At 61.7% G+C, this 23,390-nt stretch carries 18 protein-coding genes and 3 pseudogenes; 11 read left to right on the top strand and 10 right to left on the bottom strand.

Annotated features, from left to right (window positions below; all coding sequences use genetic code 11):
• Position 1: 1 nt before the first annotated feature.
• From LB568_RS07115 to LB568_RS07105, 3 genes are all read right to left on the bottom strand, one after another.
• Positions 2 to 1,324, bottom strand: coding sequence for an amidase (locus LB568_RS07115; RefSeq protein ID WP_224729698.1), 1,323 nt, complete (start codon positions 1,322 to 1,324; stop codon positions 2 to 4).
• A 16-nt stretch (positions 1,325 to 1,340) separates the two neighbouring features.
• The gene (locus tag LB568_RS07110; RefSeq protein WP_224729697.1) at positions 1,341 to 1,925 is read right to left on the bottom strand and encodes a hypothetical protein; all 585 of its coding nucleotides are present in this window, start codon (positions 1,923 to 1,925) and stop codon (positions 1,341 to 1,343) included.
• A gap of 620 nt (positions 1,926 to 2,545) precedes the next feature.
• Complete coding sequence (locus tag LB568_RS07105) at positions 2,546 to 3,583, bottom strand: nitrilase family protein (protein WP_224729696.1); 1,038 nt, start codon at positions 3,581 to 3,583, stop codon at positions 2,546 to 2,548.
• Here LB568_RS07105 and LB568_RS07100 point away from each other — a divergent pair.
• Complete coding sequence (locus tag LB568_RS07100; RefSeq protein ID WP_224729695.1) at positions 3,582 to 4,013, top strand: winged helix-turn-helix transcriptional regulator; 432 nt, start codon at positions 3,582 to 3,584, stop codon at positions 4,011 to 4,013. The two genes, LB568_RS07105 and LB568_RS07100, sit on opposite strands and share 2 nt — an antisense overlap.
• A gap of 162 nt (positions 4,014 to 4,175) precedes the next feature.
• On the opposite strand, the gene LB568_RS07095 is transcribed toward LB568_RS07100, so the two are convergent.
• Positions 4,176 to 4,325, bottom strand: coding sequence for a hypothetical protein (locus tag LB568_RS07095; protein ID WP_224729694.1), 150 nt, complete (start codon positions 4,323 to 4,325; stop codon positions 4,176 to 4,178).
• Positions 4,326 to 4,464: 139 nt separating this feature from the next.
• Complete coding sequence (locus LB568_RS07090; RefSeq protein ID WP_224729693.1) at positions 4,465 to 5,220, bottom strand: hypothetical protein; 756 nt, start codon at positions 5,218 to 5,220, stop codon at positions 4,465 to 4,467.
• Positions 5,221 to 5,780: 560 nt separating this feature from the next.
• Between LB568_RS07090 and LB568_RS07085 the strand changes: the two genes are divergently transcribed.
• From LB568_RS07085 to LB568_RS07075, 3 genes are read left to right on the top strand one after another with little or no spacing between them, the layout of a single operon-like run.
• Positions 5,781 to 6,545 (top strand): ImuA family protein, encoded by a 765-nt coding sequence (locus LB568_RS07085; RefSeq protein ID WP_224620571.1) that lies wholly within the window; start codon positions 5,781 to 5,783, stop codon positions 6,543 to 6,545.
• On the top strand, positions 6,457 to 7,980 hold the full coding sequence (locus LB568_RS07080; RefSeq protein ID WP_224729692.1) for a DUF6504 family protein: 1,524 nt from the start codon (positions 6,457 to 6,459) through the stop codon (positions 7,978 to 7,980). Before LB568_RS07085 ends, LB568_RS07080 begins: the two co-directional genes overlap by 89 nt.
• Positions 7,977 to 11,243, top strand: a complete 3,267-nt coding sequence (locus LB568_RS07075; protein WP_224729691.1) for an error-prone DNA polymerase — start codon at positions 7,977 to 7,979, stop codon at positions 11,241 to 11,243. The genes LB568_RS07080 and LB568_RS07075 overlap by 4 nt, the downstream gene beginning before the upstream one ends.
• A gap of 84 nt (positions 11,244 to 11,327) precedes the next feature.
• Here the strand turns inward: LB568_RS07075 and LB568_RS07070 are convergent.
• Positions 11,328 to 12,182: pseudogene (locus tag LB568_RS07070) on the bottom strand (alpha/beta fold hydrolase).
• Here LB568_RS07070 and LB568_RS07065 point away from each other — a divergent pair.
• Positions 12,087 to 12,293, top strand: a complete 207-nt coding sequence (locus LB568_RS07065) for a hypothetical protein (protein WP_224729724.1) — start codon at positions 12,087 to 12,089, stop codon at positions 12,291 to 12,293. The pseudogene LB568_RS07070 and the gene LB568_RS07065 overlap by 96 nt on opposite strands.
• 36 nt (positions 12,294 to 12,329) lie before the next feature.
• Here the strand turns inward: LB568_RS07065 and LB568_RS07060 are convergent, their stop codons facing one another.
• Positions 12,330 to 12,986 (bottom strand): hypothetical protein, encoded by a 657-nt coding sequence (locus LB568_RS07060; protein ID WP_224729721.1) that lies wholly within the window; start codon positions 12,984 to 12,986, stop codon positions 12,330 to 12,332.
• Between the two features lie 59 nt (positions 12,987 to 13,045).
• Positions 13,046 to 13,639, bottom strand: a complete 594-nt coding sequence (locus LB568_RS07055; RefSeq protein ID WP_224729690.1) for an SOS response-associated peptidase — start codon at positions 13,637 to 13,639, stop codon at positions 13,046 to 13,048.
• A 226-nt stretch (positions 13,640 to 13,865) separates the two neighbouring features.
• Between LB568_RS07055 and LB568_RS07050 the strand changes: the two genes are divergently transcribed.
• The 5 genes and pseudogenes from LB568_RS07050 to LB568_RS07030 all read left to right on the top strand — a co-directional run bounded on the left by LB568_RS07050 (position 13,866) and on the right by LB568_RS07030 (position 20,249).
• Entirely contained in the window at positions 13,866 to 15,062 is a 1,197-nt protein-coding gene (locus LB568_RS07050) for a DUF932 domain-containing protein (RefSeq protein ID WP_224729689.1), read from the top strand.
• 145 nt (positions 15,063 to 15,207) lie between these two features.
• Positions 15,208 to 17,326: pseudogene (locus tag LB568_RS07045) on the top strand (ParB/RepB/Spo0J family partition protein).
• Between the two features lie 71 nt (positions 17,327 to 17,397).
• On the top strand, positions 17,398 to 18,447 hold the full coding sequence (locus tag LB568_RS07040; RefSeq protein WP_224729688.1) for a toprim domain-containing protein: 1,050 nt from the start codon (positions 17,398 to 17,400) through the stop codon (positions 18,445 to 18,447).
• A 353-nt stretch (positions 18,448 to 18,800) separates the two neighbouring features.
• Positions 18,801 to 19,730, top strand: coding sequence for a DUF2493 domain-containing protein (locus LB568_RS07035; protein ID WP_224729687.1), 930 nt, complete (start codon positions 18,801 to 18,803; stop codon positions 19,728 to 19,730).
• A gap of 351 nt (positions 19,731 to 20,081) precedes the next feature.
• The gene (locus LB568_RS07030) at positions 20,082 to 20,249 is read left to right on the top strand and encodes a hypothetical protein (protein WP_019863578.1); all 168 of its coding nucleotides are present in this window, start codon (positions 20,082 to 20,084) and stop codon (positions 20,247 to 20,249) included.
• A gap of 49 nt (positions 20,250 to 20,298) precedes the next feature.
• On the opposite strand, the gene dinB is transcribed toward LB568_RS07030, so the two are convergent.
• Complete coding sequence (gene dinB, locus LB568_RS07025) at positions 20,299 to 21,399, bottom strand: DNA polymerase IV (RefSeq protein WP_224729686.1); 1,101 nt, start codon at positions 21,397 to 21,399, stop codon at positions 20,299 to 20,301.
• Positions 21,400 to 21,450: 51 nt separating this feature from the next.
• On the opposite strand from dinB, the pseudogene LB568_RS07020 reads away from it, so the two are divergent.
• Positions 21,451 to 21,585: pseudogene (locus tag LB568_RS07020) on the top strand (SOS response-associated peptidase); the annotation flags it as partial.
• A gap of 88 nt (positions 21,586 to 21,673) precedes the next feature.
• Here LB568_RS07020 and LB568_RS07015 read toward each other — a convergent pair.
• Entirely contained in the window at positions 21,674 to 23,380 is a 1,707-nt protein-coding gene (locus LB568_RS07015; RefSeq protein ID WP_224729685.1) for a DNA polymerase/3'-5' exonuclease PolX, read from the bottom strand.
• Positions 23,381 to 23,390 lie beyond the last annotated feature (10 nt).

Below are 23,390 nucleotides of genomic sequence, written 5' to 3'. Positions count from 1 at the left end.
CTTATGTGCGAAGCGCGGCTTCTATGGCGCGTGCGATGTCAATGAGCTGAGCATCACGTCCGGGCGGTGCTGCGAGCATGAGGCCGACCGGCAGTTCGTCCGGGTCCTGGATTGGCAGGGTGACGGCGCAGGCGTCGAGGACGTTGAAGGGCGCCGTGTTCCTCAGGAGCCGGGTGCGAACGCCGTCTTCATCCGACTCGCATTCGGTGAAGCGGGGCGCCACAACCGGCACAGTCGGCAAGATGAGGGCGTCGACCTCCGCCATGTCCGCCATGAATGCTGCCATGAGCCCGGAGCGTATCCGGATCGCGCGGACATAGTCCGCAGCTGAAACTTCTCGCCCCTGAAGGATGCGGGCACGGATGCGGGGATCATAATCCCCGCCGCGGCGGGCTAGCAGCGCTTCGTGCGTGGTAAAGGCTTCAACGGATTGTATTGTGCGCGCCAGAGAGCCGTCGGCTGCTGCTTCCAGGGCTTCGAAGGTTTGGTCGCGGATGAGGGCGCCGGCAGCACTCAGTCGCCGACAGGCTCGTTCGAAGGCACCCGATACCGTCGTGTCAAGGCTTTCAAGGAAGCGGCCGCCGGGGAGAGCTAGGCGGACACCCTCGACATTCGTTCGCTGCCATAACTGCAATTGGCCTCCGGAGATCACAGCCAACACCCTTGCGCAATCCTCGACCGTTCGTGCGAGCGGACCAATGCTGTCGAGCGTCGTGGACAGCGGGAAGGCGCCATCCAGGGGTACGGCGCGTTGCGTTGGTTTCACCCCTACGACCCCGCAAAGTGCCGCCGGCACGCGAATAGAGCCGACCGTGTCGGAACCGATCGCCGCTGCGGTCATGCCGGTCGCAACCGACACCGCAGCGCCGGAGGAGGAGCCACCAGGGGTTCGGGTCCTATCAACCGGGTTGCCTGGCGTCCCGAAATGACCGTTGAGGCCGACGACGGAGTAAGCGAACGGGGTCATATTCGTGCGACCTATCAGGATAGCGCCAGCCTGCTTGAGGCGTGCCACCACTGGTGCGTCTTCACGCGCTGGCAACGTATCGTCGAGAGGACGCGCTGCCGCGCGCGTGACCTCGCCCTTTACGTCGAGCAGATCCTTGATGGAGACCGGCAGGCCATCGAGCGCAGAACGGTAGCCGGCATCGTTTAACCGATCGAGGCTTTCGGCTGCAATCCGCGCTTCCTCATTCCAGACTGTGAGAAAGGCTTTCGAACCTTCACCGGCAGGATCGGCGATGCGCGCGAGGCATTGGCCTACCCGGTCACGATGCGAGAAAGCTGGACCGGTGTTGGATGACGGGAGTGGTGAATGGGTCATGCTTCAGGCCTCATACTCATGACGCGGTGAAGAGCAGGCCGAGCGCCGGGATGATGGCGACGGTGCTGATGGCCATTGATGCCACATTGCCGATGAAGGGATGGAAGCCCTCTGGCAGCCGGGCCGAAATCGCGGCGGCAAGCGGCGCCCCGATGATGGCGCCAAGCACGGCGCTGCCCAGCACCGGCATGGTCGCCCCTCCAAACGCCAGCGCTGCCGCAGGCACCACGGAGACGATTGGTACGAACGTTGGATAAAAGCCGCTCTGAGTCCATTTGCGGTGCCAGAGCGTCATACCGATCATAGCCGCGATACCTTGCCCAGTCAGCACCATGGGCAATAGCCCACTGCCATAGACAGGCACGCCGGGCGCGACGACGTACGCCAGCACAGCCCCCAGGATCAGGCCGATACTTGCCCATTCATTGCCAAAGAACTGTGCCTCGGAGAAATCAGCGAGCATCCGGCGGAGCGCCCAAGCAAGGCCGCGATCAGGCGCCTTTACCTCTTGTGCCTTCGCTCCGTCGGTCTGCACGGAATAGGAGGACAGCCAGGGCAGGAAATGGCAGACCGCAAATGAAAGGAACGCGCCGATCGCCATGCCTCCGGTCACACCCGCGACAAGCGGCAATCCGAGCGGGCGGCAAAGGAGATGCGTGGCCGCGATGGACAATGGTGCGACGAGGACGGCGGATAGCACCGCTCCAGTCAGCGCTGGTCTCCAGCCCGCTCCATAAGTGAGTACGATGGTCGGCGCGACCGACACTACAGCCACGAAGGTAGGCTGCCACATGCCGGTGTCGCGGAGTGTCCAACCCCAGGCGATATTGCTGAAAACGAGACCAAGTAGGGAGCTAGCCACCGTCCACGGCCATAGGCCCGAGCCACAGGCTAGGCCGATGCCCCGCCAAGGAGATCCGGTCGCCTCCAGACAGTAGGCAAATATCGCTCCGATGAGCAGCCCCGCTCCGGCGAACGCGCACGTATAGAACGCCGGCTCAGTCCACGCCGAGAGGAGCCATCTGGCGAGGTCACCAATTGGAGCGGCTTCGCCGCTCCAAGGGGTGTAGCTACCTTTGTCTGGCCATAACAGAGCGATCGTGAGGACGACGATGCCGGAACCTGTGGCCACTGGCATACGCAAGGCGATTGCTGGCAAACGAGGCCTGCGCCCGCCAATTGAGGGCGTCTCCATTTTGTCTTTCCTCCCATTATTGTTTTTCAGCGGGGGTGCGGATTGCCGCCCCGATAGCCCAGCATCTGGTCGTAAAGATCGACGCGCCGATCGCGATGTAGATCGTTGAGCTGGTTCCAGATGGGCGCCGTGCGGCTTTCGACGAGGTCGATATCGGCGTAGAGGATTGTGTCCTCATCCGGTCCGGCGATGCGGCCAACTGGCCAGCCATTGGTTGCGGCAATGAGCGAATTGCCCATGAAGCCGGAGGTGCGTTCTACACCAATGCGGTCGGCGGTCGCGATGAAAACGTTGTTGGCATGCGCTGCCGTCATGGTGAGATAGGCGGCCATGCAGGTGCCGCTCGCATCGTAGAGGGGCGGAGGCGTCCATACCCAACCGGTAGGAATGCAAATGATATCGGCGCCTTGCTGCGCGACGATGCGAGCTGTCTCGGGAAACCAGATGTCCCAGCAGACGAGAAGACCGATACGGCCGATCCGCGTATCGAACACGGGATAGCCTAGATCTCCAGGAGTGAAGAACAGCTTTTCCTCATTCCACAGATGGGTCTTGCGGTATTTCCCGATGTAGCCCTCCGGTCCCACCAGAACGGCAGTATCGTAGAGCTTGGCTCCGTCCAACTCGGGCAAGCAGCCAACGATGTAAACGCCTTTGGCTTTGGCGAGCTCTTCCCATCCCCGGACCGTGGTGCCGGACGGAACAGGTTCGGAATGGGCAAACGCCTCTTCGCGCGAGAAGAAGGTGTAGCCGGTCGTGGCAAGCTCCGGCAGGGCGATGAGCTCTGCTCCTTCTGCTGCGGCTGTTTCGAGGCGCCGCTGGACGGCGGCAAGATTGGCCTTGCGATTTTCCAATCCAACCTGGGGATTGAATTGAACCACTGCTACCCGTACCGGGCTGTTGCGGCGCGGTTCGACCGCCTTCCCAATCTCGTCTTGATGTTTGGACATAAGAGACCTTTCTGCTGGTGGTTCCATGATAGAACCATTTGCAAAAAAGATGTCAAGTACTATTATAGAACCAAGTTGGGTGATTTGGAGAAGCCGCTTGAAGCGCAGGAGCATGGAGAAGGCCGAATGCCCGGTGGCTCGGGCTCTGGATGTCATCGGCGACTGGTGGACCCTGCTGATCGTGCGTGACGCATTTGATGGCATACGCCGCTTTGGGGAGTTCCAACGCAACCTGGGGATATCGAAGGGTATTCTTGCAGCTCGGCTAAAGGCGCTTGAAGAGGCCGACATCTTACGCTCAGAAAAGCCAAAAGACGGTGGAGCGCACAGCGACTATGTGCTCACTGAAAAGGGGCGTGGTCTATTCGCCGTGATCGTGGGACTGAGGCAGTGGGGAGAGGCTCATTGCTTCAACCTTGGCGAAGCGCATTCAGTGCTCGTGGAAAAGGCTAGCGGCCAGCCAGTCGCCCCCCTAATTCTTCGCAATGCCGAAGGGCGCCCGATCGATGCGTCCTCGACCGAGGTGCGCAAGGTTGGTGCTTAGGCACCGAGATGGTTTGAAGCCAGCGCCTTTGCCGTGCGGATCGCCGATCCTCGCTTTGGTGGTCGGGCCGTATGCGGTGAACCGGTCGCCATCGTCGCCGCGGTCCTATGCCACGACAACGATCAGCTTCGGCTTTTTCTGATCTGGCACATCGTCAGACACTCAGTGCGTCTGGCCGGAGCGGAGATGCATCTCGATCTTATTGATTGCCTTCGTGAGGACATCGACTGCCTGCAGATTGACGGCGAAGTCGAAGTTACCTTGCGCTGTTTCGAATATCAGAACGCCGACCTGGATCTCGTCGTCGCTCATCATGCCCATTCCAATGCCGGTCGGCATATAGGGTGGTTTTTCTGACATCCTCAGACGCGGTGTGGCCTCGTCAGCCGCTCGGCCGGAGTGACAAAGCACGATCGATAGACGATCGCGGTCATGTCATTGCCGTTCACCATTATTCGAAATGCATGGATTGGCCGCGCATCATTGCCAGGGTCAGCGCGATTGCAGGATTTGCAGGCGGCTTCTCCATGAGCAAGGAGCCGTCGAAATCGCGCCACGCCGCCATGCGCAATTCGTCACCATCATCGGCGGCTGCAGGGTCGAAAACGTGGGCATCATAGGGATCTCGGTCAATCTCGATCTTCCAGTCCTTGAGCGCCTTGCGGGCCATTTCCTCAACCTGGGCAAGGTCGCTGGTGAAGAAGGGGATACGGTCGCCATCTTCCGAAAGCGGCTCGACCCGATCCAGCGCCGGCCGCTCGGGCACCCAACCAAGAACGAAGGCAATATCGAAATCGATCTGGCGGTCCGGGCCAGCTGCAACCTCCAGCCGTTTGACGACGTCAGGATAAAGCTGCCTGCGCGCCGGCCACGTGTCCGGAAGCGCCTCGGCTTGCAACCGCGTTCGGGGAACGTCGATCAATTCCATGATCTGATGGCGCGGAACTTTATCCTCCGGCCAGCCCGCACAACATGCAGTCGTCGCAGCCTCGTCGGCTTCCATCCAGACTGAAGCAGCCTGGTCCTCGTCCTCGGTTGGCTGGTCGTCTTCCGGAAAGCCTTTGATATCCCAGCCTTCCAACGCGAACAAACCTTCCGCGCCTTGCAAAGCCGTAATGCCGGCGCGCGCGAAGACTGCTTCGGCTGCCGCGACCCCGCGTGCCAGTTCCTCGGGCGTTGCACCTTCAATGTTCAAGCGAAGTTCCATGGTTCGCCTCCTGTATCAATCCTCCCAACAGTGAACAAAATAAGAACAAAGGTGTCAATAGACTCCTGATGGTTGGAAAATAGGCTGGTTTTTCAATGGGATAGTCACACTGACAATCGGTTGAGCTCCGTGCTCAATTTCCAAGGCAACTGCATTCATGGCCGATGCTGCACGCGGACCACCGCGGACGGGGACAGTCGGTCCCGCGTCCCGTCCTGCGGCCGGCGCTATGCTGACGCTCCTACGGCTGTCCTGTTAACCGCCCCCGGCGGGGGCGAATTTCCTTCGTCCCGCGCGCGACAATCATCCGCTGCTGCGGACGCGCGCAGGACTGCGGTTTATGCGCCGTTTTTCTTTGGGCGCCGGCAGCCGCCGGCGCGACGTCCAGCGCAGCATCGTGGCCTCGACGTATCGTCCTGTCGGCAAACAACTCTGTCGGTGTCACCAGGCGGTCGCGCCAAACATTTCTTCCGCAGCGCCACCTCGCCGTACCATTGACTCTTCATTAGGAAGAGAACAAATGAGGAACATATTATCAGCATTCCGCGTTCAGGGGACAGATGAGTGCATCGGCGCCAAACGCTGCTATTTCCGATCTGCGAGATCGCATTGCGCGTCTCGAAGGCGCTAATGCGAGCAAAAGAGCGGTGCTCCCATTCGGAATCTCCTCGATCGACAGTCATCTGCCAGGCGGGGGTGTGGCGCTTGGCGCACTTCATGAGGTTGCCGGCGGCGGCAACGGAGCGATCGATGGCGCCGCAGCGTCGCTATTTGCAGCCGGGATTGCAGCGAGGACGCAAGGCAAGGTGCTGTGGTGCGTGACGCGCCAGGATCTGTTTGCGCCGGCAATCGCCCAGGTCGGGCTTCACCCCGACCGGGTGATCTATGTTGAAGCCGGTGACGACAAATCCTTGCTCGCCTGCTTCGAGGAAGGTCTGCGGCATGTCGGGCTTGGAGCTGTGGTCGCGGAAGTGGCGCGTCTGTCCATGACTGCCTCGCGCCGGTTGCAACTGGCATCGGAAGGCTCCGGCGCGATCGGCATCGCCATCCGCCGCTGGCGCCGGCAGACCGAAGCGGCCGATTTCGGGCAACCGACGGCGTCTGTCACCCGCTGGCGGGTCTCCGTGCTGCCATCGCGGCCGCTGCCTGTACCCGGCGTTGGCCGGGCGCGATGGCAACTTGAACTGATCCGGTCTCGTGGAGGGGAAACACTGGATATCGAAGTGGAGGCTTGTGATGCAAAGGGTCGTCTCGCTCTTCCTTCCAAGCTGGTCGACCGACCGGCTCAGAAGGAAATTGGGCGACGTCTCGCCGCCACCGGATAAGCCTTTGGTGCTGGTCGGGCGGCAAGGCAATCGCCGCTTGGTGGTTGCGACCGATCGCGCGGCACTGGAAGCGGGCCTGCGCGTGGGAATGCCGGCGACGAAGGCGCAGGCGCTCGTGAAGGGGCTGGCGGTCATGGAGTCCGAACCCGATGCCGACGCGAAGGCATTGGAGCGGTTGGCCCTGTGGGCCTTGCGGCGGTACGCGCCGATCGTCGCCGCGGATGCTCCGGACGGATTGGTCATGGACATCACGGGCGCCGATCACCTCCATGGCGGTGAACGGCTGATGCTGACTGACATGGTCGAACGCCTCGGCCAAGCCGGCGTCACGGCGCGGGCAGCGGTTGCGGACAGCTGGGGTGCCGCCCATGCTGTCGCGCGATATGTCAGGCAGACCGTCAGCGTGGTCGCCGTCAGTGAAGCTTACGACGCGATTTTCCCTCTGCCCATCGCGGCACTGCGATTGCCCGATGCAATCGTTGGCGGTCTGCGGGTTTTGGGCTTCGAAAGGGTAGGCGAGCTTCTGAAGCAGCCACGTGCGCCACTGACGCTGCGCTTCGGACCGGAACTCGGCCGCCGCCTTGACCAGGCCGCTGGGCGCCTTGCCGAACCGATAGAGCCCGTGCGGCCAGCCGATGTGGTCGAGGTGAAACGTGCCTTTGGCGAGCCCATCGGCGCGCCCGAGACGATCGCGCGCTATGTCGGCAAGCTTGTTCAGGCGTTGTGTGCCGAACTGGAGACCAAAGGCCTCGGCGCCCGGCGGCTCGACCTGCTGCTCTACCGCGTCGACAACCTCGTCGAAGCCATTCGCGTCGGCACTGCCTTGCCGGTCCGCGATGTGAGGCGGCTCACGCGTCTCATCTGCGACAAGATCGAGACGGTCGATCCGGGCTTCGGCATCGAGCTGATGCGGTTGTCCGCGCCGTTGGCAGAATCACTGATGCCCAGGCAGACGGTTTCGTCGCTGATCGAGCAACGGGACGCAGACATCTCGGATTTGATCGACACACTCAGCAATCGTGTCGGTGAGGAAAAGCTCTATCGGTTTACCCCGGTTGCCAGCGATGTACCCGAGCGATCTTTCCGGCGCGTAGCCGCCGGATCCGCTGAGACCGGCGACGCATGGCCAGACCATTGGCCGCGTCCGGCTCGCTTGTTTACCGTGCCGGAGCCGATCGAGGCCATCGCGCTGCTACCGGACCATCCGCCGGCGAGCTTCACCTGGAAAGGCATCCGTCGACGGGTCAAGCGCGCCGATGGACCTGAGCGGGTTTTCGGCGAATGGTGGAAGCGCGACGCCGAGCTTGCCGCCGTGCGCGACTATTTCCAGGTCGAGGATGAAGCCGGCGAACGGTTCTGGATTTACCGCGCAGGCGACGGCGAGGATGCGGCGACCGGTTCGCATCGCTGGTTCCTGCATGGCATCTTCGGATGACGGCGTCTTACGTCGAACTGCAATGCACCTCGCATTTTTCCTTTTTGCGCGGGGCCAGCTCCTGCGAGGAATTGTTTGCGCAAGCAGCAAGCGTGGACATGCCCGCACTCTCAATCTGCGATCGCAACAGCCTGGCGGGAATCGTGCGGGCGCATGAGGCTGCAAAGGCGACCGGTGTCAGGCTAATCGTCGGTTGCCGGCTGGACCTCGCGGAAGAGATCTCGATCCTGGTCTATCCCACCGACCGCGCATGTTACTCGCGCCTTTGCCGCTTGCTCTCGCTTGGCAAGAAACGTGGCGGCAAGGCGAAATGCGTTCTGCATTGGGCTGACCTTGTCGCCTATGGCGAAGGGGTCGTTGCGGTGTTCGTTCCCGACCAGGCCGATGACACGTGCTCGCTCTGGCTGCGGCGGATTCGCGAGGCATTTGGCGGTCGCGGCTATATGGCGCTGACCTTGCGGCGCCGCCCCAATGACGCGCTGCGGCTGCACGATCTCTCCCAGCTGGCGGCACAGATCGGCGTGCCAACGGTTGTCACCAATGATGTCCTGTTCCACGAGCCGTCACGGCGCATCCTGCAGGACGTCGTTACCTGCATCCGGCACAATGTCACGATCGACGATGCCGGGTTTCGGCGTGAGCGCCACGCCGACCGCTATCTGAAACCGCCGGAAGAAATGGCGCGGGTTTTTGGCCGCTATCCGGAAGCGCTCGCGCGGACCACCGAGATTGCCGAGCGCTGCCGGTTCTCCCTCGACGAACTTGCCTATCAATATCCCGAAGAGCGCATGCTGCCGGGCCTGACACCGCAGCAGGCCTTGGAGAAACTGACCTGGGAAGGCGCGACGGAGCGCTTTCCCGAGGGCGTGCCGGACAAGGTTATCGGCACGCTCAGACATGAGCTGCAGCTCATCGAGAAGCTGCAATACGCGCCATATTTTTTGACGGTCAACTCGATCGTTCGGTTTGCGCGCAGCCAGGACATTCTCTGCCAGGGCAGGGGGTCGGCGGCCAACAGCGCCGTCTGCTATGTGCTCGGCATCACCTCGATCGATCCCGACCGCAATGACCTCTTGTTCGAACGCTTCGTCTCCGAAGAGCGCCGGGAGCCCCCTGATATCGATGTCGATTTCGAGCATGAGCGGCGAGAAATCGTCATGCAATGGGTGTTCGAAACCTATGGCCTCGAGCACGCGGCCTTGTGCTCGACCGTCATCCGCTATCGCTCGAAAGGCGCCTTGCGCGACGTCGGCAAGGCGCTTGGCCTGCCCGAAGACCTGATCAAGATGCTGTCATCGCAGGTCTGGGGCTGGTCGGACGAAGGTGTCCAGCCAAAACATGCCGAAGAGCTGAACCTCAATCTCGGCGACCGCCGTCTGCGCCTGGCTTTGGATTTGGCCAAGCAATTGATAGGCGCGCCGCGGCATTTGTCGCAACATCCCGGCGGTTTCGTCCTGACGCGTGACAGGCTGGACGATCTGGTGCCGATCGAACCCGCCGCGATGAAGGATCGTCAGGTCATCGAATGGGACAAGGATGACATCGACGCGCTGAAGTTCATGAAGGTCGACGTACTGGCGCTCGGCATGCTGTCCTGCATGAAGCGCGGCTTCGATCTCTTGGCCGAACACAAGGGCATCAATCTCAATCTCGCGACGATTCCGGCTGAGGATCCGCGCACCTACGCGATGATCCGCAAGGCCGATACGCTGGGCACCTTCCAGATTGAATCCCGCGCCCAGATGTCAATGCTGCCGCGCATCAAGCCGCGGACCTTCTATGACCTGGTCATCGAGGTCGCGATCGTGCGGCCAGGCCCCATCCAGGGCGACATGGTGCATCCATATTTGCGCCGGCGCGAAGGCAAGGAAGAGGTGGTCTATCCCAAGCCTGAACTGGAGAAAGTTCTTGGAAAAACGCTGGGCGTACCGCTGTTCCAGGAGCAAGCCATGCGCGTGGCGATCGAATGCGCCGGCTTCACGCCGGGCGAAGCCGATCAACTTCGCCGCGCCATGGCGACCTTCAAGCACACCGGCGGCGTTTCCAGCTTCGGCGCCAAGCTGATCGGCGGTATGGTCAAGAACGGCTATGAGCGCGAGTTCGCCGAAAAGACCTTCAGGCAACTCGAGGGGTTCGGCAGCTACGGCTTTCCCGAGAGCCATGCGGCGAGCTTCGCGCTGATCGCCTACGCCTCGTCCTGGCTGAAATGCCATCACCCGGATGTTTTCTGCGCGGCCCTTCTCAACGCCCAGCCGATGGGATTCTACGCGCCGGCGCAGATCGTTCGCGACGCGCGCGACCATGGTGTCGAGGTGCTTCCAGTCTGCGTCAACGCATCACGCTGGGATTGCACGCTCGAGCCCGCCGAGGATGAAGACCGGTTCGCCGTTCGCCTTGGCATGCGGATGGTTCGGGGCCTTGCCAATGCTGATGCGGCTTCCATCATCACTGTGCGCGCTGACCAGGCATTTGCCTCAGTGGATGACCTCTGGCATCGCGCCGGCGTGCCCGCTGCTTCTCTGGTCGAGCTCGCCCAGGCCGACGCGTTTCAGCCGTCACTGTCGCTGGCGAGGAGGGAGGCACTGTGGGCGATCAAGGCGCTGCGCGACGAGCCGCTGCCGCTGTTTGCAGCCGCATCTGCCCGTGAACAGCGGACGGCGCCGGAGATCCAGGAGCCGGGCGTGACATTGCGTGCCATGACCGCCGGCGGTGAGGTGGTTGAGGACTACGGGCATGTCGGACTGACCCTGCGCGACCATCCGCTTTCCTTCCTGCGGGCAGACCTGCGTCGCAAGCGTATCGTCTCGTGCCGGGAGGCCATGCAGGCCCGCGACGGTCAATGGCTGGAAGCGGCTGGTCTCGTGCTGGTCCGCCAACGACCGGGCTCGGCCAAGGGCGTGATGTTCATCACGATCGAGGACGAGACCGGCATCGCCAATCTGGTGGTGTGGGTGAAGATCTTCGAAAAATATCGAAGGGTGGTGCTGGGCGCCGGCATGATTGGCGTCTATGGGCGCATCCAGAGGGAAGGCGATGTGGTCCATCTCGTGGCACACCGACTCAGCGATCTCTCGTCTGATCTGGCCAGCGTTGGTGATCGGGACACTGCCTTCCCGCTGCCGCATGGGCGGGGCGACGAGTTTCATTATGGCAGTCCGACGCCCGACCCGCGCGGCATGCCCAAGGGACCGAGGCCGAGGAATATCATCGATCCCTATCTGCACATCGACCAGATCAAGGTGAAGACGCGGGATTTCAAATAGGGCGTCGCAAGAACGGGTCTGCCGAACAATGGCTGGGTTCGTCGATACGCATGGGCGATCGCTCAATCGCTGCTCTGTCATTTTTCAGAGAAAGGCCTTGAACGCTGCTGCGAGAGCGGCTGGATTTTCTTCGGCGACGTGGTGCCCACTCTTGATCCCGTAGCCGCTCACGTCATCCGCCCAGAGCTTCCAGATCGCAACCGGGTTGCCATAGATCTGCTCCAGGTCGTCGTCGAGCGACCAAAGGCAGAGCATCGGACAGCCCACCTTCCGGCCGGCATCGCGATCCTCACGGTCATGGCGATGGTCGATCCTGATACCTGCGCGGTAGTCTTCGACCATCCCATGGACGATAGTGGGATCGTGGATGAACGAAACCAACTCGTCATAGGCTTCGCGTCCCATCTCATCTGGCCGCAACGCGCTATACCAGGCCAACGGGTCTGCCAGGATCGCCCGTTCCGGCTTATCGGGCTGAGCGAAGAAGAACCAGTGGTACCAATCGCGGGCAAATTTCCAGTCGGCACGCTCCAGATGCTCGATAACTGGCAATCCATCCACGGCAATCAGTTTTCGCACCAGGTCGGGATGGTCCATCGCCATTCTGAAAGCGACCAGGCTGCCACGGTCATGCCCGGCGACGAAGAAAGTGTGGTGGCCCAACCTTTCCATCACCTCCACCAGCGCCGAAGCCTTTGCTCGCTTGGACGAGAACCTGCTCTCTGGGTCGTCGCCCGGTATCTAGGAGCGCCCGAAGCCCGGAAGGTCGGGGCACACGATCCTGAAATGTGCTGACAGCAAGTCCGCGACCTGGCCCCACGTCATATGCGAGCGAGGATGGCCATGAATCAGAAGCAGCGGCGGTCCAGATCCGCCATGCCGCAGCCGTATCGGCACGTCCTCGGTTTCCATCATTTCAAGCACGAAGTTTTCGAACATCGGCCATCCTTAAAAATGGGCGGTTGTCAGCTTGAAGAACTCTTTGAATATGGAATGGTTCAGGACGGGCAATCGCGACTGCAGCGTGGCTTCCGGGAAGCTTTCGCTTAGGGCCACTTCTCGACGCGAATTGGCTCCAAGACGGATCTAACGGAGAAGTCCCTCATCGTCGAACGCATCCCAGCCCTTCAACTTGGGCCGGGGCGCGTCCTCTCTGGGGTCATTCCCGGCACCGTGAACCTTGCCGCTACTCTTTCCCGCCCGCGTCAGGGCGGCCTTGCCGGCGCCGCGTCGCCTGTTCTCCGTAACGTGCTGCGCGTCCTCTTCGCGCCAAAGGCTCGGCAGATCGCGATCAAGGATCTCCTCGATGTGCTTGGGATCGAAAACGTGGAAGGTGACGGCCTTGGATCGACCGCGCATCTTCACGGTGCGGGTGCCGATGCTTAGCAGCCGTCCGTCCTTGAGCCACTTGTGACGCTCCCGCGAAGAGATTGTGAGGATGTCCTCGGCTTCGCGCGGCAGGACCGGCAACACTTCGATGGTTTCCAGCATCTTGGCGATCTTGCTCGAGGCGGCCTCGAACTCTTCTGCATCGTCTTCGCCCATCCGCAGTATGATGCGACCAGTCTCGGCCTTGGCGTACTTCCTCACCGCCCAGGGCAGGTGAGCCCGTATTTCACGCTCGATTCCTTTCGTGCGCACCGACGAGCCAAGCGTTGCCGATGGCGGAAGTGGCCACTCGGCAACCAGGGGCAACGAAGCGCCCGCGCTTTGGCGAGAGCTGCGATCTCGTGGGGCAACCATTGCCGCAGCGATGCCATTGAGGATCTCCCGGGTTCGCGCAAAGCGCACAGGCATCTGATCTAGTCGCTCCCTTGTCGCACGGTTTCCACCGCCAATGACCCGGCAGGCAAGGCCTTCAATAGCTCCGCCTCGGGCTTGGTGAGGTGGATCCAGGCCGCCCAATCCTGCGGAGGCAGCACCACAATCTGGCGATTGTGGATGGGCGCCACGTCAGGCCCGGGTTCAGTCGTCAGCATGGCGAATGTTGGCGGCTTGTTGCCTTCGCCATCGCGCCACAGGCCTGCGATCGCCATGAACGAAGCACCGTTGAGCGTGAAGCGATGCTTCGCCTTCGGTGACTTCTTTCCGGTGAATTCGAAAAAGGCTGATGCCGGGATGAGACAGCGCTTGCTGTTGGAGAAATTCCGACCCTCGGAGCGGAAGTTGAAGACAGGCCCGCCTTTGGGACCGGACGGCGGAAAGGCAAAGGTCATGCGTGTGAATTCGATCGTGTCGCCGGCGGCGCGCATGATCGGAGCGGGGTCACTGATGCGAATGTCATCCGCCTGTGGCAAATCCAGTTCGGTCTGATGGCTAGGAATGTCGAGCGCCAGCGATCGCATCATCCGGCAATATTCGGCCCAGGCGATATGCTGCTCGTAATCATTGCACATGGGTTGATCCTCGCGCAGCCGAAATCACGGCCCATTGTTACCTAAAGCCTGAAGCTGAAAGGAAAAGGCCTGACACTTCGCCAGAGCCCGGCGTTTCTCTCGATCCGTCGCTTCCGCGACCCGAACGTCGCGGCAGGCTCGGGTAGAGTGAGAGGGCTGTCTTCTTGGCTGTGACGGATTGAAGATCGGGAGAGAGGCTTCCGGCGGTCTGTCATGGAGATCAGCCATGAGTAATGTTGAAGTTCTGGATGCAGTGCGGGACGCTAGCGGCGGCTACAAAGTCGATGTGGCCCGGGGGCACCGGATCGGTCGCGTGTCGTCGGAATGGTTTTCTCGACCCGATGACGAGCGGTTCCTTTCGTTGTCAGATCTGTTCGCGTCCGTCCACACCCGCAGCCAACACAGCAGGACGCGCACCGTCGAGACCACGACTGTTCGCGTTGAAGCCAGCCGAGACAACGCCGAACGCCTATCACTGGTTCTTCCTGGTCCGGTCGAGCCAATTGCACCGACCCACTGGAGCTTTGGACAACTCGCGGGCCTGATCGGCGCGCCGGCGACATACCTTCGCCAACTCCCCGCTTCGCTGGCCGGAATCAATCTGCAGTATGGCTTGGCCAGACACCGCGGCGAGCATATCAAGACGCTTGAGACAGGCGATAGACGCGTGGAATTGCGCGCTGTTACCGGGCCTGACTATGGCCGGATCTACGATCATGAGCTGGTCGCTGCAGTTCAGCGAATCGCCGGCGACGGCACCGGCGACACGCGCTGGAAGGTGCCCGGCGTGCTGAACTGGTCGACTGGACTCTACAATCCCCGTGTCGACGTGAGCAAAGACACGACGACTCTTTACGCGAGCGATCGTGATGTCTTCCTGTTCCTCGTGGATGATCTTAATCCGATCGAGGCTGGACGATTGCCTGACGGTTCGCCGGATCTCTACTTTCGCGGCTTTTATTGCTGGAATTCGGAGGTTGGTGCGAGGACTCTAGGGATGGCGTCCTTCTATCTCCGCGCCGTCTGCCAGAATCGCAATCTGTGGGGCGTCGAGGATTTTGAGGAGATCGTAATCCGTCACTCGAAATATGCCGCGTCACGCTTCGCCCACGAGGCGGCACCAGCGCTCGCACGCTTCGCCAATTCCAGCCCGGCGCCTTTCGTCAACGGTATCAAGGCGGCCCGCGAGCGGATCGTGGCGAGATCTGACGAAGACCGCACCGACTTCCTGCGCAAGCGCGGCTTCAGCAAAGCCGAGGCCACAAAGATCATAGAGACCGTGCTGGGCGAGGAGGGCCACAAGCCGGAGAGCGTTTTCGACTTTGTTCAGGGCATCACCGCGATGGCACGGGACAAGACGCATCAGGACGCGCGCCTCGACCTGGAAGCCAAGGCGAAGAGGCTACTCGACCGCGCCACCTGACAACCACTTGGCCTCTGCGGATTCGCATTTTTCCTGCCGTCCGGATCTATGGCTCGCCTCTCAGAGTGAGAGGTGGGCCGTAGCTTCATGACGGGTTGGAGGTCGAGAGAGAGGCTTTCGGCCGCCCGTCGCGGAGTGCATCTCAATGGCTACTGCTGCGAAGAAAATCACCCTGTCGTCCTCGCGCGACATCCCCTTCAATCAGCTCGTCATTTCCCAGGCGAACGTACGGCGGATCAAGGCCGGCGTGTCGATCGAGGACCTGGCGGAGGACATCGCCCGGCGAACGTTGCTACAGAGCATCGCCGTCAGGCCTGTGTGCGATGCCGACGGCAACGAGACCGGCATGTTCGAGATTCCCGCTGGCGGGCGCCGCTATCGCGCACTCGAACTTCTTGTCAAGCAGAAGCGGCTTGCCAAGAATGCGCCGGTGCCCTGCGTCATACGCGAAGGCGGTCTGCCCCAGGAAGACTCGCTCGCTGAGAATATACAGCGCGCGCCGCTTCATCCGCTGGACCAGTTCCGCGCGCTTTCCTGACCTTCCGTGAGAAGGGCATGTCTGAAGAGGAAATCGCCGCCAACCAATTCGTCTCCGTGTCTGTCGTCAGGCAGCGGCTTCGGCTTGCGTCGGTGTCGCCCAAACTCCTTGATGTATATGCCGAAGACGGCATGACCCTTGATCAGCTCATGGCGTTCACCGTCAATGGCGACCATGAACGACAAGAGCAGGTCTTCGAGCGTCTCGCTCAGAGCTACAACAAAGAACCACATACCATCCGCCGCATGCTGACCGAGGCAGCGGTTCGCGTTTCCGACAAGCGTGCACAATTCGTCGGCCTCGACGCCTATGCCGAGGCTGGTGGCGTCGTTCTGCGTGACCTGTTCCAAGGCGACGACGGCGGTTGGCTGCAGGATGTCAGCCTCCTGGAAAGACTGGTTGCGGACAAGCTGCGGGTGCAGTCCGATGCAGTTTCGGCTGAGGGCTGGAAGTGGATCGATGTCGCCCCCGATTTTCCTTATGGGCACACTTACGGCCTCCGCCGCCTTCGTGGCGAACAGCCCGCTCTCACGGCGCAAGAACAAGCCACACGCGACGCACTCGAGGCCGAGTTGAACGGGCTTGAGGAGGCTTACCGCGATTCCGACGAACTACCCGAGGAGGTCGACGAACGGCTCGGCGAGATCGAAACTGCGATCAGTGCGATTGACGAACGGCCGGAGATCTTCAACCCCGATGAGATCGGGTGCGCGGCGCCTTTGTCAGCATTGATGCATCAGGTAACCTCAAGGTCGAGCGTGGATATGTTCGCCCCGAACACGAACGGCCGGTTGAAGCGGGGGTCGATGACGAGACCGCGGCTGATGCCGGCGTGGCGCGAGCGGAGCGCCTACTCAATGGCTCTACCGCCGGCCCAGAGACCACGATCGAGCAGGACGAAGACAACGGCCTGAAGCCGATACCGGATCGCTTGATGACCGAGCTGACTGCCCATCGAACGCTTGCCTTGCGCCATGCGCTCGGCGAGCAGCCTGATGTCGCATTCCTCGCTGCGCTTCATGCGCTCACGCTCCGGGCTTTCTATCGCTACGGCTCGGATACGTGCCTGGAACTCGATCTGAAAATTATCAGTTTCGGCGCCCAGACACCGGGCTTGAATGAAAGCCGCATGGCAGAGGCAGTCGATGTTCGCCATCAGTCATGGGTGGCGGTGCTCCCGAAAGAACCAGAGGATCTGTGGGAGGCTTTGCAGACGTTCGAAATCGACAGCCGTCAGGCGCTGTTCTCGCATTGTGTGTCCCTCTCGGTCAACGCGATCTACGAGGCGTATAATCGTCGACCGCGTGCGCTATCCCACGCCGACCGGCTCGCATAGGCCGTTGATCTCGACATGGTGGCGGCTGGATGGGTGCCAACGGTCGACACCTATCTCGGCCGTGTCAGCAAGGCGCGTATTCTCGCGTCTGTTCGCGAGGCAAAGGGCACACGAGCCGGCGATCGGATCGAGCATCTGAAGAAGGACGACATGGCGGAGACGGCGCAGCAACTGCTCTCGGGTACCGGATGGTTGCCGGAGCCACTGCGCACCCCCGGCCGACCAGGCGTTACGGTCGCTGAACCCTCGTCGACCGCGGTCGATGGCTCCGTCGAACAGCGGGTCGGGGAAACGGCGGAAGGCGGCGGCGAATTGGCTGTCGCGAAAGCAGAGTTGCAGACCGACAATGAAGCAGCCGCACTCGATACACAGGCAGTCGCGGCCGAATAGCTGAAGGAGCACCACGTAACCCGAGGGCCCGTCGGCAACGGCGGGCCCATTTTTTCGTTTGGGAGTCCACAATGCACCATGCCACCGATCTTGCGCGAAGGCTTGCCGCAAATGCCGGGGCTGTATGCCGTCGCTTTCTTTCCAATGGTCAACGCCAGGGCCGGTACTGGCTGGTTGGCGATGTTCGCAATTCGCCTGGGCGGTCAATGTTTGTCCGCCTTGAGGGGCCGCATGCCGGAAAAGGCGCGGCAGGCAAGTGGACCGACGCCGCCACCGGCGAACATGGCGACCTTCTGGACGTCATTCGGGAATCGCTTGGCCTTGTCGATTTCAAGGAGGTCTGCGACGAGGCGCGCAGCTTTCTGTCCATGCCGCGCACGGACGAACCAAAGGGCCGGTGGGAACAAAACCCTCCCGCTGCCGGCGGTTCCACTGAAGCGGCGCGGCGGCTGGTTTCCATGTCGCAGCCGATATGGGGAACACTTGTGGAGACGTATTTGCGCGCACGCGCGATCACAGCCTTGCATGAGACCGGGAGCCTGCGGTTTCATCCCCGCTGCTACTACCGTCCAGACCACGGCCCGACTGAAGCATGGCCGGCAATGATCGCGACGGTCACCGACCTCAAAGGCCAGCTTACCGGGGTGCACCGCACCTGGCTCGATCCGGGCGGGTTTAGCGAAGCCCATCTCGGCCGCGCTCCGCTCGAGACACCGAGACGGGCCATGGGCGAACTGCTCGGGCACGCCGTCCGCTTCGGCGGCAGCTGCGATGTCATGGCCGCCGGCGAAGGCATCGAGACCATGCTGTCGCAACGCACTGTCCTGCCCGCCATGCCGGCACTCGCAGCCTTGTCGGCGGCACATCTGTCCGCAATCCTGTTTCCTGACACATTGCGGCGCCTTTACATCGTCCGCGACAATGATCCGGCAGGCGACGCAGCAGTGGCAACCCTGATTGAACGCACCAGCGCGGCCGGTATCGAGGCGATGGTTCTGACGCCGAAACTTGGCGACTTCAACGAGGATCTGCGTCTGCTCGGCGCCAATGCGCTGAGGGGCATCCTGCGGGTTCAGATCGCGCCACAGGATGTCGAGCGCTTCATGAAGCTGGCGGCCTGACCTGGAAGGGAAGGAGGGGGGCGTGCCAGCGATGCGTGGCTCGGGTCGCAGGTGAACCTTCGCTGGGGTGAGGGCCGGCCCACGGCCTTCCAGAGGGCGATCGGGCGCCGGCCGGTCCGGACAGGCAATGGCTGCGCCCGGCTATTTTCCGGCGGCCCTGCCACCCGTACGGCGAGCCGCGCGGACCCCGTCTTCGGGCCTTTCCATCGCGAACCAAAATAGCCGGGCGCAGCCATCCTTCACTTTCGTTTCGGCCCTGCGCTGGCGCTTCGGGTGCAGGTCCGGATCGTCCGTCGCCTTCGTCGCCATGAAGGCCGCGATGGGCGCGGCCGATCCCACGAAGGCAAGCCGCCATGAGCACCGAGCACGATACCGACTTCGAGCCGCAACCCGCATCATCTCCCATCGACCATGTCCTTCAGGAGCTTCAGCTCTATGGCTACCGTCCCTTCGACGACGAACCCGATCCGCGCCCGCTTCCGGAAGGCCGGGTGGTCGCGGCCAGCATCGCCGACATCTTCGACGCTCTCCTGGTGGCGATGACCGACACACGCCTGGAACCCGATCTCGAGGAGTTGCTATGGGGTACGGTCAATCTGTTCCATCGCGCGACCAAGCGGATCGAACGCGAGCTCGATGAAAACGAGCTTTGCCAGCAACGGCTGCAGCGCGAACAGGATGGGTCCGAGGTCAAGTCTGTCGAACTTGAGCAACTGATCGCCCAAGGTCAGACGCTGCTTGAACGCCGCAACGCCTTCGAACTGATGCGCGATCAGGCCGCCGAGCATTACGAGCGCCACACACACTCGATCTGGCGTCCGCGTTCGGGCTCTGTCGTCAACCATCGCAACCTCACCGCGGCACTGATCGACAGCCGGGACTTCATTGCCGCCAGGAAGCATGCAGACAGCCAGGTGTTGTTGCCGCCGGGACCGAAAGTCGCCTTCACCGGCGGTCTCGACTTCGACGATCACCGGCTGATCTGGGCCAAACTCGATCAGGTCCATGGCAAGCATCCGGACATGGTTCTGCTGCACGGCGGCTCGCCAACAGGTGCCGAGTTGATCGCGGCTAAATGGGCTCACAGCCGCCAGGTGCCGCAGATTGCCTTCAAGCCGGACTGGACCAGGCATGCCAAGGCCGCGCCCTTCAAGCGCAACGACGCCATGCTCGACACTTTGCCGATTGGCGTCATTCATTTCCCCGGCTCTGGCATTCAGGACAACCTCGCCGACAAGGCCCGCAGGCTCGGCATTCCGGTGATGAGGTTCGGCGCCACGTGAAGGGACCACCAGTCCACCCGCCTCAAGTCATTCGCGCCGATTTCCGTCGTTCTCAGCGCGTTGATTGGACGATCGCTCCTGACGATTTGGCGTCAATGAATGCGAAGTGGCGAACCACGAGGTTCATCCCGTCCTGGGGATGGAGAACAGGGAAACCTATCCCCGCGTTGGTCGGCGCAATTCCTTGGTCCGGTCCGAGGGCCTGATGCCATCAACCCATAAAGGGTCGGACTACGCAAAGCGTGCCGCCGTTTCGGCCTTGCCTTCACGGTGATTGCGGCCCTCCGCCGGACGCATCGGGCGCCTGTCACGCGGGGATCGCTCCCCGCTTCAAGAACAGGAGCCGGAAAAATGTCCCTCGTAGAAGCCAACGCCTTCGCCTTCAGCCTCGCCACCAGCCTGATGGTCAGCATCGTCATCTTCCGCGCCGGCGACGGAACACTCACAGTCGTGCGGGCAGACGAATATGAAGGAGAGGTCTCCCAGATCGTGCGCGAGATCGATCCTCACGAGCGATGATCCCGACAAGTTGCGGCCGGTGGTCCTTGGGTTCGGCCCCAGGGCCGCGCTACAGCTCGAACCGCATCTGCCGTTGATCGGGCGGCAACACATCGCCTAGCGACGAAAGCGTGACACCCAACAGGCGGATTCCCTTGCGCACTGGAAACACCGATTCAAGGAGATCGGCTGCGAGATGTTCGAAATCGGAAAGTTCGATCGGCATCGCCACCGTGCGGCTGCGCGTGATCTGCTGGAAGTCGGCGAACTTGACCTTCAGCGTGACGGTCCTTCCCCGGATGCCTTTCCCTTCACAGTATCCCCACACTTTGGCAACCAGCGGCTTGATTTCAGCCAGCGATGCATCGAGGTCGAAGATGTCGGCTGCGAACGTGTCTTCGGCCCCGATTGATTTGCGCGGCCGATCTGGTTCGACCGCTCGTTCGTCGATGGCGCGCGAAATCTGATAGTACCAGAGCCCCGACTTTCCAAAATGCTGCTGCAGGAATGCAAGCGACTTGCTCTTGAGATCGGCGCCGGTCTCGATTCCGAGCGCCTCCATCTTCGCGGCTGTCGCAGGACCGACACCGTGAAATTTTTTGATCGGCAAAGCCTCCACGAAGGCAGGCCCATGGCGTGGTGTGATGACGAACTGGCCGTTCGGCTTGTTCTGGTCGGAGGCCATCTTTGCGAGAAATTTGTTGTATGAGATTCCCGCGGAAGCGGTGAGACCGGTCACCCTCAGGATCTCTGCCCTGATCATCTCGGCGATGATCGTGGCCGACGAAACGTTGAGCCGGTTCTGCGTCACATCGAGATAGGCCTCGTCGAGCGAGAGCGGTTCAATGAGATCGGTATGTTCGGCGAAGACGGCGCGGATCTGAGCCGAGACCTCCCGGTAGACGTCGAAGCGGGGTGGCACGAAGATCAGCTCGGGGCATTTGCGCTTTGCCGTGACCGAAGGCATGGCGGAGCGAACGCCGGAGGCGCGGGCCTCATAGCTTGCGGCAGCCACCACGCCGCGGGCGGCCGCTCCACCGACGGCAAGCGGCTTGCCGCGTAGTTCTGGATTGTCGCGCTGTTCGACCGACGCATAGAACGCATCCATGTCGACATGGATGATCTTGCGCCAGTCAGCGCCGCGTTCAGAGCCATCTGCCTGCAATGTCATTCCGCCAGAATATAAGCTTCGTGCTGCCGGATACTACAATCTTCAGTTACGGACATTGCCCCTTATCATGACCGTCAAATCGTCATCCTCGAACGTAAGGATCGGGCCGCGTGGCTCGATCCGTCGCTCTCCGCCAAATCATTGATCAGGCCGTTGCCGGCAGGGACATTGTCGGTCGAGCAGGTGGTTAGCTGGACCGTTGGCTCAATTCCAATATCATACGCGGAGCGTTCACCAGTTGAAGTAGGCCGCCGCACCAGGCCAGCCAATTGGATTACAGCACAGCTTCCCTCGCCGTCGCGCGTGGTCGACTGATCCTCTTGGATGTGCGCTTGCGCTTTGCCAGATGGGAAAGCAGAGCCGGCAGGCGCATCGCGTTGAGGACTCGCTTCGCAGGGACGCCGCCCTTGCGCGCCATCTCAACGCCCCAGTGCATGTGATCGAACTCGCGAATGGAATGAGCATCCGGATTGATACTGAACATGCAGCCGTAGTCGAGTGCCTCCTGATGCCAGCGCCAGTCGAGATCGAGACGCCATGGATGTGCGTTGACTTCGACGGCGACGCCAAATTTGGCGCAGGCCCGTAGAACTTTGGCGATGTCGAGATCATAGCCTGGGCGCCGCAACAGCTGGCGGCCTGTCATATGGCCGATGATCGTCGTTCGGGGATTGCCGATCGCCTCGATGAGGCGATCGGTCTGCTCCTTCTTGGGCAGTTTGAAGCGGCTGTGCACGCTGGCGACCACGAAGTCGAACTGCTCCAGGACATCATCCGGATAGTCGAGCGAGCCGTCCGCCAGAATGTCAGCCTCAATGCCTTTCAGGATGCGAAATTTCTCGCCATACCGCCGGTTCAACCGGTCGGCCTCGCGATGCTGTTCGGTTACTTCCTGCAGCGAAAGGCCACCCGCATAGTGAGCGGACTGCGAATGATCGGCGACACCAAAGTATTCAAACCCGCGCTTGCGCGTGGCTTCGGCCATCGCTTCGAGCGTCTCGGTGCCGTCGGACGCTGTCGTATGGGAGTGCAGGATGCCCCGCAGATCCTGGTCGCGAACAAGTGCGGGCAGCTCGTGGCTGGCCGCCCGTCTGATCTCATCCCTGCCTTCGCGCAGTTCGGGCTCGATGAACTGCAGGCCCAAGGTGTCGTAGATTTCCTCTTCTGTCGCTGAGGCGACGAGCTTTCGGCCGCGATAGAGCCCGTCACCCTTCAGGACAAATCCCTTGTCGGCCGCGACCCTCTTCAGCTGCGTGAGGTGATCTGCCGAACCGGTCGCGTCGAGGAGTCTGGCGCCAAAATGTTTCTTGTCGGTGATGACAACCCGCAGGGTCGCATCACCGACCTCGGCCGGCTCCTTGCCTTGCGCTACCAGCGCGAAGGCGGAAACGAGCTCGCACCCGCGCCGGAATTCACCCGCGATCTCGACGCGGGAGAACTCCGGATGTTCTTGCTGCAACGATGCCATTGCGTGCTCACGGAGAGCAGCGGCCCTATGGAGATGAAGCTGTGTCTGACCGCTTCGCGCGATAGCCAGGTTCTCCAGGATCTTCGTCTGAAGCGCGGCGCCAAGCCCCTTGACCGGCCTGATGCGATCTTCCTTCGCCGCGGTTTCGAGTTCCGCCAGCGAACTCACGCCGAGCGCCTCATGAAGCTTCAATATCTTGTCGGGCCGAAGACCAGGAACGGCAAACAGCTCCATCACGCCTGCCGGCACCTCTTCCCGCAGTTTATCGAGGCTTGGGTGCGTGCCGGTCTGATGGAGCTTTGTCACGATGTCCGCGATGGCGTCCCCGATCCCCGGGATACTGGTGAGCGCGCCGGCGGCGATGATGCGATCAAGCGGTTGGGAGAGTGCCGTCAGGCTGTCAGCGGCACGTAGATACGCCTTTGTGCGATAGGGATTACCGCCACGCAGGGATGTCCTATGCGCGTATTCCCTCAAAAGATTGGCGATGGTCCTCGTGTCGGTTTTTGCCATGGCTTCAGGC

This window comes from Mesorhizobium sp. B263B2A, from assembly GCF_020165775.1.
GTDB lineage: Bacteria > Pseudomonadota > Alphaproteobacteria > Rhizobiales > Rhizobiaceae > Mesorhizobium > Mesorhizobium opportunistum.
The sequence above is the reverse complement of the archived record's forward strand: the minus strand, read 5'-3'. Positions and strand labels throughout refer to the sequence as shown.

What these genes read in the sequence shown, in the direction of transcription:
- LB568_RS07065 (WP_224729724.1), top strand. Translation starts at nt 12,087, where the DNA reads ATGAATCAGAAGCAGCGGCGGTCCAGATCCGCCATGCCGCAGCCGTAT.
- LB568_RS07085 (WP_224620571.1), top strand. Translation starts at nt 5,781, where the DNA reads ATGAGTGCATCGGCGCCAAACGCTGCTATTTCCGATCTGCGAGATCGC.
- LB568_RS07110 (WP_224729697.1), bottom strand. Translation starts at nt 1,925, where the DNA reads ATGGCGATCGGCGCGTTCCTTTCATTTGCGGTCTGCCATTTCCTGCCC.
- dinB (WP_224729686.1), bottom strand. Translation starts at nt 21,399, where the DNA reads ATGACATTGCAGGCAGATGGCTCTGAACGCGGCGCTGACTGGCGCAAG.
- LB568_RS07090 (WP_224729693.1), bottom strand. Translation starts at nt 5,220, where the DNA reads ATGGAACTTCGCTTGAACATTGAAGGTGCAACGCCCGAGGAACTGGCA.
- LB568_RS07055 (WP_224729690.1), bottom strand. Translation starts at nt 13,639, where the DNA reads ATGTGCAATGATTACGAGCAGCATATCGCCTGGGCCGAATATTGCCGG.
- LB568_RS07030 (WP_019863578.1), top strand. Translation starts at nt 20,082, where the DNA reads ATGTCCCTCGTAGAAGCCAACGCCTTCGCCTTCAGCCTCGCCACCAGC.
- LB568_RS07050 (WP_224729689.1), top strand. Translation starts at nt 13,866, where the DNA reads ATGAGTAATGTTGAAGTTCTGGATGCAGTGCGGGACGCTAGCGGCGGC.
- LB568_RS07080 (WP_224729692.1), top strand. Translation starts at nt 6,457, where the DNA reads ATGCAAAGGGTCGTCTCGCTCTTCCTTCCAAGCTGGTCGACCGACCGG.
- LB568_RS07035 (WP_224729687.1), top strand. Translation starts at nt 18,801, where the DNA reads ATGAGCACCGAGCACGATACCGACTTCGAGCCGCAACCCGCATCATCT.
- LB568_RS07095 (WP_224729694.1), bottom strand. Translation starts at nt 4,325, where the DNA reads ATGAGCGACGACGAGATCCAGGTCGGCGTTCTGATATTCGAAACAGCG.
- LB568_RS07075 (WP_224729691.1), top strand. Translation starts at nt 7,977, where the DNA reads ATGACGGCGTCTTACGTCGAACTGCAATGCACCTCGCATTTTTCCTTT.
- LB568_RS07015 (WP_224729685.1), bottom strand. Translation starts at nt 23,380, where the DNA reads ATGGCAAAAACCGACACGAGGACCATCGCCAATCTTTTGAGGGAATAC.
- LB568_RS07040 (WP_224729688.1), top strand. Translation starts at nt 17,398, where the DNA reads ATGCACCATGCCACCGATCTTGCGCGAAGGCTTGCCGCAAATGCCGGG.
- LB568_RS07105 (WP_224729696.1), bottom strand. Translation starts at nt 3,583, where the DNA reads ATGCTCCTGCGCTTCAAGCGGCTTCTCCAAATCACCCAACTTGGTTCT.
- LB568_RS07115 (WP_224729698.1), bottom strand. Translation starts at nt 1,324, where the DNA reads ATGACCCATTCACCACTCCCGTCATCCAACACCGGTCCAGCTTTCTCG.
- LB568_RS07100 (WP_224729695.1), top strand. Translation starts at nt 3,582, where the DNA reads ATGGAGAAGGCCGAATGCCCGGTGGCTCGGGCTCTGGATGTCATCGGC.
- LB568_RS07060 (WP_224729721.1), bottom strand. Translation starts at nt 12,986, where the DNA reads ATGGTTGCCCCACGAGATCGCAGCTCTCGCCAAAGCGCGGGCGCTTCG.